Origin of the sequence: Mycobacterium sp. (genome assembly GCF_025965855.1) — a bacterium.
Lineage (GTDB): Bacteria > Actinomycetota > Actinomycetes > Mycobacteriales > Mycobacteriaceae > Mycobacterium.
The window spans coordinates 1-9,493 of record NZ_JAOPWB010000322.1 but is presented as its reverse complement, the minus strand read 5'-3'; the positions used below and the strand labels follow the sequence as shown (position 1 = coordinate 9,493).

The following is a 9,493-nucleotide window of genomic DNA, read 5'->3' as shown; positions in this document are numbered from 1 at the left end:
GACGTCACCGCACTGCCGGCCGGCGACGTGTGGCTCGACATCATCGACCAGACCCCGTTACAGGATCGACACCTCGCGGTGCATGACCAGCACCTCGTCGCGCTCAACCACGCCGACGCCGCCGCATGGGCGTTGGGCAGTTGGAAGGCCATCCCCCAAACGACGCTGACCGGTACGGGCAAGGAGATCGGCCGCCGCGTAAGCGACCTCGCCGCCGAAGGCATCACCGAAATCATCTACCAGCCCACGGGGCCCGACATCAGCGGTGAACTCGAGGCTTTCCACAATGCGGCGCGCGCGGAAGGCATCACTTCCCGCCAACCCGACATCGCAGACGTGAAAGGCACATCATGATGACCGTTTCGCGCGGCTTCGAACACCGCAAGGCGCTTGGTGGTGTATTCACCCTGACGTTGGGCCTGTAGCTCTGCGGCCTTCTTACTGAACGCGTAGGAGGTCAGATTGAGATCGCGCATCATCCCGATCACCTCGAACGGCCGCGGATGGACTTCTCGAGCGGGAGACGGGGAGCACCGGGCGCGGCGAGTACCGGCTCAGCGACAAAGGCACAGCTTTGTTGCCGGCGGTGCGTGCACTATTGGCATGGGGCGACGTGTATTACGCCCCCGCGGGGCCGCTGCGAGTGTTTCAGCACGCCACCGACGAAGCACCGCTGGACGAATTGGGCCGGTGCACAGCCTGCGGTGCGGCCGCCGCGCCCAGCGACACACTGGTCGCGCCGCGTTCGGGGCTTCCGGCGCCGTCCCTCGATGACGACGTCGTCACGGCGGCCCTGGCACGGCCCCATCTGTTGCTCCCCGGTCCGCTAGCGGCGCCAACCGCGGCGATACGTACGTGATCGAACCAGGCGCAGGGATCCACCGCCGTTGGCCGCCCAAAGCATCGAGACCTGACCTCGCCTTCGACTGATTCGCGGCCGCGGTACTCATCAGTCAATCGGTTAGCGAGGCGAGGCGTTCGTCGCGTGCAATGCGGAGCAAGGTGGTCCGGAGTTTCGTTGCTGCTGATTCACCGAACACGTCGTCGAACCGGTCCTGTGCCAATTTCCAAGCTCGCCGACCCTGCGCGAACTTAGCGCGTCCACTTGTGGTGAGCACCACGCGACGTCTGCGCCGGTCATCGTCGCCTGCCACCAATGCGACGAGACCGTCGCGTTCTAGTGGCCGCAGGTTGTGCCCAAGGGCCGACCGGTCCAGCACGAGCGTCTCGGCCAATTCACCCATCGTGGGCGGAGCATCAGCCTGCCGATGGAGTTCCTCAAGGATCGCGTACTGCGTCGAGCGCAGTCCGGTCGGCGCCAAAGCGTCGTCGTACAGCTGCGTCATACGCCGGGTGGCCTTACGCATGGCCGTTGCGCTGCACGGACTTTCGCCGTCTGCCTCAAAGCGACTGGGCACGATCGTCCTCACCTTCCCCTGTTCAAACGGATCTTCCCCATCTTAGGGCATATGCCCCCTTTACAACAAGGGGCATATGCCCTAACTTGGAAGTGTGAAACGACTGAAGAGATAGTCACTCAACGAAGGAGTCACCCATGCCGATGATCGACCTGACCTTGCCCGCCGGCGCCCTGCAACGCCCGGCCCTGACCACCCTGGTCGAAGACCTGACGACCACCGTGCTGCATTGGGAGGGGGTTGCCGACAACCCGGCGACTCGCGCGTTGGCGTGGGCCTTCGTGCACGAATTGCCACACGGGGCGGTCAACGTCGGCGGCAAGCCCGCCGAACTGCCCATCTACCGGGTCTTTCTGACCGTGCCACAGGGTTTGCCGGGCATTACCGGCCCGCTCAACGAGCATCGCCGCAATGCGCTGGTGCGTGAGGTGACCGAGCTGGTGCTCACCGCCGAGGGCGTGACCGACATCGAGGCGCACGTGCATCGCGTCTGGTGCATGCTCAGAGAGCAGTCCGAGGGCTTCTGGGGTGCGACAGGACGCATCCTGCGCATGACCGACTGGGACGAGCTCGCCCAGGCCGGCGAGACTGCCGCGGGTCGCGCCCACCTAACCTTCGCCGAATAGCGTTGGAAGTCAGCGCGATAGCTCACGATCAAAGGGAAGACGAATCATGACCACGATACGAGATGACCGGATTGCCTTGTTCGCCAAGCTCCAGGATCCCGCTACCCAGCCGCAGTTCTGGGACCGGGTCGCCGATGACGTCGACTGGACCGTCGAGGGGACTCACCCCCTGGCCGGGCGCTACCACGATAAGGCCCAGTTCATTGAAGCGACATTCGCCCGCTTGGCCGGACAGGCCATCCCGGGCGGCGTCAATCTGGAGGTCACGCACCTCTACGTCGACGGTGACACCACGATCGCCGAGCTTCACTCCACCTCAAAGACCAAGGAGGGAGCGGACTTCGCCAATGGCTATTGCTGGGTGTGCCGCTTTGAGGGGGACATCATCGTCGAGGTGCGGGCCCACGTGGACTCGATGATGGTGGCCTACACCATCCTCCGCAACGAAGGTCAACGCGGCTGAAGCGGAACCAACCCTGTTAGGCGTGCACCATCGACTCGACCGCTGACGACTGTGGCGAAGTCCGCTCGTGTCGCTGCTCGCCCGATCCCGAAGCTATGGCGGTAAAAGCTTGAACGTCACGGCTTTTCGGTGTCAATTGGATGTTCATTGGTGTTGAGTGCGCCCTGCCGTTTCCGCGCTCGCGAGGCGCGGAGGTAGATGGCATTGCCGCATTCACGGGAGTCGTGGTACACCGCACTGTTGTTGCGGGAGCGGTCATAGAATGACACCGCGCACCGGTCGTTGCGGCACAGTTTCAGTCGGCGCCAGTTGTCCAATCGTTGGGCGGTAAAGGTCTCGATCAGCACGATCGCGCTGACCCGACGGCTTCCGTCTCCGCGCGGCTCCAGCAGCGCCGCACCGTCGGCTCCCACACGTACCGAAACGGATGCTGACGGCAGCAGTGTGACGTCGCGACGCCGATCGGCCGGGCGCAGCAAGCTCGCCAGATCGGCCCGCAGGCTACGAAGCTTGTCCAGGTCGGCTTCGGTGAGCAGCACACGGCTTTGGGGCACGCCTGTTTCGTGCGACCAGTTCTGTAGAGCCCCGTGGAGCCAGTGCCGTGCGCTGTCAAGGTCAGCGAGCAGATCAGCCGCGGGTTCAGGCTTGGCGGACGGAGCCGGATGGGTGGGATGGGTGTTGAGGAAATCTTGGACGAAACCGAGCCCGGCCGGCGCAGCCGCCAGCCCGTGTCTGTCTGTAGCTGGCCAACCCATGCCGCCATCATAGCCCGATCGCATAACAACACGACATGACTGTTTCGATATCGCATACGTCGATGTTAGTCGCGGTCGGTGCCCACCAGCTCCACGCACCCCGTCGGGATGGACGGTGCGAGCCGCCGATGAACCACCTAAACAAAGGGTGGAGGGACACTGGCCGCGATCTAGGGATTCAGTAGGACGAAGTAGCGCGCACGCGGACCGAATGAGTCTTGGCAATCACGGTGCATCGTCATTGACATGAGTGTTCTAGTAACACTACTGTCGCATCTGGAACGGAACGCTCTTCGGAAGAAAGGTTCAACATGATCACGCTGGCCGGCGGAACCGGACTTGTCGGTAAGACACTGACGCAAGCGCTTGTACGTGACGGGGAGCAGGTGCGGGTCTTGACCCGCGACCCCAAGGCCGCTGCGACCGCCTTCGGTGACGCCAAACTCGAGATCGTGGGCGTCGACTTCGATGACGCCGCCACGTTGCGCTCGGCGTTCACGGGCTCCGACAGGGCCTATTTGAGCTATGGCACCGCCGACCGTCAGGTGCGCGACGAGATCGCCCTCATCGACGCCGCAATCGACGCAGACGTGCCCTACCTGGTGAATCTGTCGGTCGGCGGCGCGGGAGGCACCCACCCTGCCAACGTCGTACGGTGGCACACCGAGATCGACGCCTACCTCGCCAGCGCAGGCGTCGCGTCAACGGTGGTGCGTCCCACGACCTTTACCGACACCATGCTGAAAATCGCCGCCAATTTCGTGCGTTTGGGCGCGTGGGGGGGCCTAGGTGGTACAGGCCGGGTGGCCCTGATCGACACCCGCGACGTGGCAGAGGTCTTTGCGGTCATCCTCACCGACGACCCCCAACGTCACGCCGGCAAGACTTATGACATCTCCGGACCCGCTGCGGTGACGATGGACGAGGTCGCGGGCCACCTCTCCGCCGCGTTGGGGACCCGCGTCGAGTACCACGCCCGAACCGAAGCCCAGCAGCGCACCGTGCTGGAATCTACCGGACTACCGGCACTTATGGTCGATGTGCTGATCGGGGTCGACGACATCACCCGAGACAACGTCTACGCGGTCCCCTCCCCCACCGTCTACGACCTCACCGGCCACGCCCCCCGCTCGGTCCAGGACTGGGTAAACGAACACGTCTCACTGTTCGCCGCACCCGCCGCATAGCGCCGCCGGCTGACATGCCGGTCAGCCGCCCACATTTCGGACTCAAAGTCCTTGCCTGATAGGAGAAGAACACATGATCGTGCTTGCCAAGGGTTTCATAACTCGTCCGGATGCGCTGGAACCACACCTCGACCACGAGATGCGGGTCCTGCGCCATCTCAAGGCCGACGGCGTAGTCAAATCCGCTTACCGGCGTTCGGCCGGGCCGGGGTTCTATTTCATCCTCGAAGGACACAGCATCGACTCCGTCCGCGAACGAATCGACACCACCCTACCGTTCGTCATCGAGAACCTCGCGACACTCGAATACGACGCGATCTACGAAATCTAAACCCGGACAAAGCAACCGCAGCATCGCCCGCAAAATCATCAGTCCGAGCGAACCGCATCGACAGGCGATGTCGAACGAACGATCACCGCCCCTGCGGGCAAAGACACTGGGAGACAACGTGACCACGCAACGCGCCGAGACCGTCGCCGAGGGTTGGGGAGCATCGCGCTCACGCGTAGTGACCTGGCACGATCCCGGACCCAGCACCGCCCGGGGCCTCACGATGGCCGGTCTGGACTACCTGCAGGCGATGATCGACGGGACACTGCCGCCGCCACCCATTTGTCAGCTGATGCGGTTTGACATCGTGTCGGCTGAGTCTGGTCGGGTCGTGTTCACCTGTGAACCAGACGAATCAGCCTACAACGGGATCGGCGTAGTCCATGGCGGTCTCGTCTGCACCTTGCTGGACTCCGTGGCCGCCCTTGCACTCCATAGCAGCCTGCCGCAGGGCCGCGGCTGCACCTCAGTGGAGATCAAGGTGAACTACTTCAAGGCAGTTCGGCTCGGCAGCGGATTACTCACTGCGACCGGCACCGTGCTCAAGGCTGGTTCCCGGATCGCCTTCACCGAAGGTGTCGTATCGGACGCCTCCGGCGCCGTGGTCGCTACCGCCTCTAGCACGCTGGCCGTCTTCGACACATGACCCGTCGCAGTTCGACACGTCCAGTGCCATGACCGGTGCCCCCATCTGGCGAACTCGCTTTCCGCCGGAAAGCTCGGCGGCAACGTCATCACCTGTGCTGCGCACGAGTGGGCCTTCGACGCACGCACCGGTCACGGCGTGAATCCCGAAAGTGCTTGCCTGCAGCGCTATCCCGTGCGGATCGACGGTGACCGCATCTTCGTCGACGTGGGACCACAACCATGAGCGCATCGGACAACGTCGAGCACGGAGTGGGCCCGGTGCTGCACGCAACACCGTTTGCACTTGCAGTCATCTCGGTCATCGAGGACGAGAACCGAGAGGCCGTCATCATCGATGAAGGCGCGTATCTGCGGGTGCTGGCTCCCCGCGTCTGTCGGCTGTCGCGGGTGGGGCTGGAGACCGCGACTGGGCCCGGCATCAGGTTTCCCGGCGATCTCGAGGTCGTGATGTCGTCGTTCACAGGCGTGTTGGAACTGTCCGAGGACGGTGCGGTCTGGCGGATTGCGAATGAACCATCGGTCGACTCCGACGCCGCTCCGAAAGGCACCCGATGACAACACCGCCTGATCGGCCGCCGGGCCGCAAGACCTATTCGCGGCTGGCCACGGGCCGGCGCGTCCCTCTCGAGTACGAGTTAGTCAGCACCGATCTGCATTACAACTACCCGCTGCGGTTCGAGCTGGCACCCAACAACCCGGTTGTCGCGTGGTACTACAAGTATCGCGAAGGCTCCGCGCTTCGAGCCGACGATTGGGAGACGTTCGCCGACCCGCGCCGCACCACCTACCGCGGCTACACGCAGCTGGAAGACGGCCGCGAAGATGTCATCGACGGGCTTCTCCGAGAGATCGACGACACCGCTTACGACTCACATCTCGATGAGGAGTGGGTAGGCTTTCTGGATCGCTGGTATTCCCCGATGCGCTTTCCGGTGCGCGGATTGCAGATGCTGGCGGCCTATATAGCGCAAATGGCACCCGCGTCGCGAATCACTAACTGCGGCGCATTCCAGGCGGCCGACGAGGTTCGCCGTCTCCAGCGGATCGCCTACCGCACTGTGCAACTCGGCGGTGCGCCGCTCGCGCCCGAGGCAGGGCGGCGACACCAAACATCCTGGGCGGATGCCGTTGCCTTCCAGTCCTTGCGCGCCCTCGTGGAACGCGCGCTCGTCACTTATGACTGGGGTGAGGCGTTCACAGTGACCAACGTAGTCATCAAGCCCTCACCTTGACCGTCTCCTCAATCAGGAGCTCGCAGGCACACTCGCAACTGCGAACGGAGACCCGATCCTTGCCAGCATCCACTTCTCGCTCGACGAGGATGCGCGCTGGCACGGCGCGTGGACTGCAGCGCTCCTGCGCCATCTCATCGACGACACACCGGCGAACGCCGAGGTCGTGGCCGCCTGGATCGCCAAGTGGCGGTCGCCTGCGAACGAGGCGCTGGAAGCGATCGCCGGGATCTTCGCCGATGCGCCGGTGCCTCTGGATGCGGACGGGGTGGTCGCCCGCATCACCGACACCGTTGCGAGGGAGATCGATTCAGTCCTGAACACGCCGCCTCTAACGAGTGGATAGCCCTTGCCGACTCGTCCGCGGGTGACGCGGATTCGGCCTGGCGATAACTAACGGCCGCCGTATCCCTGGGCCGCCGATCCCGAGACATCGATGACGCTGACTATCTTCGTTGCAAGATGCAGGTTCAGACGCGTGTCGACGTCCTGCAGGTCACGCTCGGAGATTGCGCGGATCCGGTTCAACCGATACCGCAGGGTGCTGCGGTGAATGTTGAGCAACTTTGCTGTTTGATCGTAGTTGCCGCCCTCATCGAAATAGCGTGCCAGCGTTTTGACCAGCTCGGCGTTATGGTCGTGGTCATAGGTCAACAGCTTGCCCAGCCATTCCTGTACGAACTCACGAACCTCGGGCCGGCCGTCACCGGCATCAAGAATCCGATACACACCCAAATCATCGAAGCACCGGCCTCCGTAGGGTGTCGCCGAGGATCTCTGGACCTCCAGCGCGCGTTGGGCTTCCGTGAATGATCGCGGCAGCTCTGATGGAGTGGCTGCCGCCGAGCCGACTCCGATCGAACCCCGATCGGAGCCGACCTCCGCTGAGACGGCATGGTGCAGCCGCGACGGTTCTGGCGCCCCGTCGGTGAGCATGATGGTCATGGTGGGCCGTCGTGCGGTAAAGGAACGCAGCCCCGAGGAGATCGCCCACCGTCGCGCCGCCTTGGCAATAAGGTCGCTGTCGACTTCGGGGCCCCAGTGCAGGACGGTGATGCGGTGCGGCACGCGCAGGTTGTGGTGCAGCGCCTCGGCGCGCAAGTACGCGCTGTCATCATCCGTGCCGGCGAGCAAGTCTTCGATCAGATCACGCCGTAGCCGTAGCTCGGTTTCCGCCAAGGCGCGCTGATGAGACATCTCAACTGCGAGCACCATCGCCGCGTATTCGAGCGCAACTATGTCGAGACGGTCGGCGCGCCCCTTCGGATCGTGCATCAGCACGACTCCAAGAATCTCTGTTTGGGGCCGGATAACGCAGAATAGTCGCGCGCCGTCGCGGACGGGATTCGCCTCCGCTGCCGAACACCGCATCATTTCTTCGCGGTTGCCGCCGCCCACGGACCGGTAGTCCGTGGGCGGAGGTCCCCCCGACCAAGCGCGCAGGTTGCCGAAAACATCCTCAACGGCCACTGGAAGCGACGTCAGCTCGTGCAGCGCGTTGGCGATCCCCGCCTCACCACGGCCAGACCCAGATACCGCGGTCAGGGCTGTGTGTATCTCGCCGCGCCGCTTGAGTTCGGCCACAGTCTCAGACAACTGATGGATGGTTCGCTCACGTTCTTCGGTGAGATCGCGGAGTTGGACGCGCTGGACGCGTTCCTGCAGATGCAGCGCAGCGCTTGTCATTGCGGCCGCAGTCTGCTGGGCCAAAACTTTGAGTAGGAATAGCTCGTCCGGCAGGGCAGCCACCGGGGCGCAAATCACTATTACACCGATAAGTCCATTGACCCCGCGCAGGTTGATCGCATATCTCCACCGCCCGTCGGGCAACACGATCGGCTGATCAACGCCCAGGTTCGCCACCACGATGGAGTCCAGCTGGCGGTCGAGCTTACGTCCGAGATCGCGACCATCCGTTAGCGATCCGTTCATGATCAAATACGTCGCCTCGGTATGACATCTAGACAGCGATGACACCGCGTCGGCCGCGAGCTCCAGTATCGAATCGGCCCCGCGACCGTCGAACATCAATGAGGTAAGGACAAGGATGCCGTACAGATTCGACAGCTGCGCCTTCCCGTTGGCATCGACCTCCGCCGACGGTGCCCAAGCAAGAAGTGGGTCGGTACTCATTGCGCCTTCCAACCGGTTGCGCGGCCGCTCACGACAATTGGCAACATCGAACAGGTTGGCACAGGCGACAAGCGATAGCTTCACCCTGACAGGGCACATTGACCGCCATCCGTAGCACTCCCAGGACGAGTCAACCCTGTCGTCCCGATGATGATTCGACCCAATGGGACGAACTCTGCGCCGGCTCAACCACGCTGCGGCGCGTTTGCCGATAACAATTCCGGCAAATCCGCCGCCACCCACAACCGTTCGCACCTGACCGCGTCGACGGCGCCTCGCTGGGAACGGTGGCGGTGGGTCTCCGAACGATTCGGATTGCCGCGACGAAGGCGGCCAGGCAAATGGGACACGAAGGGGGCCGGTGGCATCTGGCCACCGGCCCCACTAGTTCCCGTGCGCCGCTTGCACGAAGCGCGAAACGTCACGATCTTGTCGACATCGAGACGACCCCACGCACTTAGTTCGGCCCGCACTTTCTCCTCGGGACTCACAGCGCCTCCTCCTAGACCGGTTAGGGCGCCAACGGCGACTTTGTTCGTCGACGCCTGATCGTGTCGTAAGCCAGTTGCCGCCCTGGGGTGTCGAACCGGTGCGTACGTAGCCACACAGTTTGTGCTTGCCGGTCCATGCCTTCCCCCCGCAGTAGACGATCCCTTGCCGCAGAAGCAGTTTGGAGACGCGATGCCGGGCCGACATCAGG

12 protein-coding genes and 3 pseudogenes are annotated in these 9,493 nt (G+C 63.6%); 11 read left to right on the top strand and 4 right to left on the bottom strand.

Translation table 11 applies throughout. From position 1 onward, the window contains the following. A pseudogene (locus tag JWP83_RS27745) lies at positions 1 to 354 on the top strand (methylene-tetrahydromethanopterin reductase); the annotation flags it as partial. Between the two features lie 232 nt (positions 355 to 586). Continuing rightward, positions 587 to 859 (top strand): hypothetical protein, encoded by a 273-nt coding sequence (locus JWP83_RS27740; protein WP_297738016.1) that lies wholly within the window; start codon positions 587 to 589, stop codon positions 857 to 859. 94 nt (positions 860 to 953) lie between these two features. Here the strand turns inward: JWP83_RS27740 and JWP83_RS27735 are convergent, their stop codons facing one another. Beyond that, positions 954 to 1,346 carry a MarR family winged helix-turn-helix transcriptional regulator gene (locus JWP83_RS27735; protein ID WP_297738013.1) on the bottom strand — a complete coding sequence of 131 codons (393 nt, stop codon included), beginning with the start codon at positions 1,344 to 1,346 and terminating at the stop codon, positions 954 to 956. Positions 1,347 to 1,555: 209 nt separating this feature from the next. On the opposite strand from JWP83_RS27735, the gene JWP83_RS27730 reads away from it, so the two are divergent. Together JWP83_RS27730 and JWP83_RS27725 are read left to right on the top strand one after the other, a co-directional pair. Then, positions 1,556 to 2,044, top strand: a complete 489-nt coding sequence (locus tag JWP83_RS27730) for a 4-oxalocrotonate tautomerase (protein WP_297738009.1) — start codon at positions 1,556 to 1,558, stop codon at positions 2,042 to 2,044. A 46-nt stretch (positions 2,045 to 2,090) separates the two neighbouring features. After that, entirely contained in the window at positions 2,091 to 2,507 is a 417-nt protein-coding gene (locus JWP83_RS27725; RefSeq protein WP_297738006.1) for a nuclear transport factor 2 family protein, read from the top strand. A gap of 116 nt (positions 2,508 to 2,623) precedes the next feature. Here JWP83_RS27725 and JWP83_RS27720 read toward each other — a convergent pair whose 3' ends face one another. Next, positions 2,624 to 3,061 (bottom strand): CGNR zinc finger domain-containing protein, encoded by a 438-nt coding sequence (locus JWP83_RS27720; RefSeq protein ID WP_297738004.1) that lies wholly within the window; start codon positions 3,059 to 3,061, stop codon positions 2,624 to 2,626. Between the two features lie 512 nt (positions 3,062 to 3,573). Between JWP83_RS27720 and JWP83_RS27715 the strand changes: the two genes are divergently transcribed. The 7 genes and pseudogenes from JWP83_RS27715 (at position 3,574) to JWP83_RS27690 (ending at position 7,006) form a co-directional block, all read left to right on the top strand. Continuing rightward, a complete protein-coding gene (locus tag JWP83_RS27715; protein ID WP_297738001.1) occupies positions 3,574 to 4,449 on the top strand; it encodes an NmrA family NAD(P)-binding protein in 876 nt (291 codons plus the stop codon). A 73-nt stretch (positions 4,450 to 4,522) separates the two neighbouring features. Continuing rightward, on the top strand, positions 4,523 to 4,780 hold the full coding sequence (locus tag JWP83_RS27710; RefSeq protein ID WP_297737998.1) for a hypothetical protein: 258 nt from the start codon (positions 4,523 to 4,525) through the stop codon (positions 4,778 to 4,780). A gap of 118 nt (positions 4,781 to 4,898) precedes the next feature. Beyond that, positions 4,899 to 5,426 (top strand): PaaI family thioesterase, encoded by a 528-nt coding sequence (locus JWP83_RS27705; RefSeq protein WP_297737995.1) that lies wholly within the window; start codon positions 4,899 to 4,901, stop codon positions 5,424 to 5,426. A gap of 39 nt (positions 5,427 to 5,465) precedes the next feature. Continuing rightward, a pseudogene (locus tag JWP83_RS31375) lies at positions 5,466 to 5,651 on the top strand (Rieske 2Fe-2S domain-containing protein); the annotation flags it as partial. Beyond that, on the top strand, positions 5,648 to 5,983 hold the full coding sequence (locus JWP83_RS27700; RefSeq protein WP_297737992.1) for an MmoB/DmpM family protein: 336 nt from the start codon (positions 5,648 to 5,650) through the stop codon (positions 5,981 to 5,983). The pseudogene JWP83_RS31375 and the gene JWP83_RS27700, both read left to right, overlap by 4 nt. Further along, complete coding sequence (locus JWP83_RS27695) at positions 5,980 to 6,660, top strand: hypothetical protein (RefSeq protein WP_297737989.1); 681 nt, start codon at positions 5,980 to 5,982, stop codon at positions 6,658 to 6,660. The genes JWP83_RS27700 and JWP83_RS27695 overlap by 4 nt, the downstream gene beginning before the upstream one ends. Positions 6,661 to 6,826: 166 nt before the next feature. Beyond that, entirely contained in the window at positions 6,827 to 7,006 is a 180-nt protein-coding gene (locus JWP83_RS27690) for a hypothetical protein (RefSeq protein WP_297737986.1), read from the top strand. A 47-nt stretch (positions 7,007 to 7,053) separates the two neighbouring features. Here the strand turns inward: JWP83_RS27690 and JWP83_RS27685 are convergent, their stop codons facing one another. Beyond that, positions 7,054 to 9,036 carry a helix-turn-helix domain-containing protein gene (locus tag JWP83_RS27685; protein WP_297737983.1) on the bottom strand — a complete coding sequence of 661 codons (1,983 nt, stop codon included), beginning with the start codon at positions 9,034 to 9,036 and terminating at the stop codon, positions 7,054 to 7,056. Between the two features lie 337 nt (positions 9,037 to 9,373). Then, positions 9,374 to 9,493: pseudogene (locus JWP83_RS27680) on the bottom strand (IS110 family transposase); the annotation flags it as partial.

What these genes read in the sequence shown, in the direction of transcription:
- JWP83_RS27715 (WP_297738001.1), top strand. Translation starts at nt 3,574, where the DNA reads ATGATCACGCTGGCCGGCGGAACCGGACTTGTCGGTAAGACACTGACG.
- JWP83_RS27730 (WP_297738009.1), top strand. Translation starts at nt 1,556, where the DNA reads ATGCCGATGATCGACCTGACCTTGCCCGCCGGCGCCCTGCAACGCCCG.
- JWP83_RS27735 (WP_297738013.1), bottom strand. Translation starts at nt 1,346, where the DNA reads ATGACGCAGCTGTACGACGACGCTTTGGCGCCGACCGGACTGCGCTCG.
- JWP83_RS27695 (WP_297737989.1), top strand. Translation starts at nt 5,980, where the DNA reads ATGACAACACCGCCTGATCGGCCGCCGGGCCGCAAGACCTATTCGCGG.
- JWP83_RS27700 (WP_297737992.1), top strand. Translation starts at nt 5,648, where the DNA reads ATGAGCGCATCGGACAACGTCGAGCACGGAGTGGGCCCGGTGCTGCAC.
- JWP83_RS27725 (WP_297738006.1), top strand. Translation starts at nt 2,091, where the DNA reads ATGACCACGATACGAGATGACCGGATTGCCTTGTTCGCCAAGCTCCAG.
- JWP83_RS27710 (WP_297737998.1), top strand. Translation starts at nt 4,523, where the DNA reads ATGATCGTGCTTGCCAAGGGTTTCATAACTCGTCCGGATGCGCTGGAA.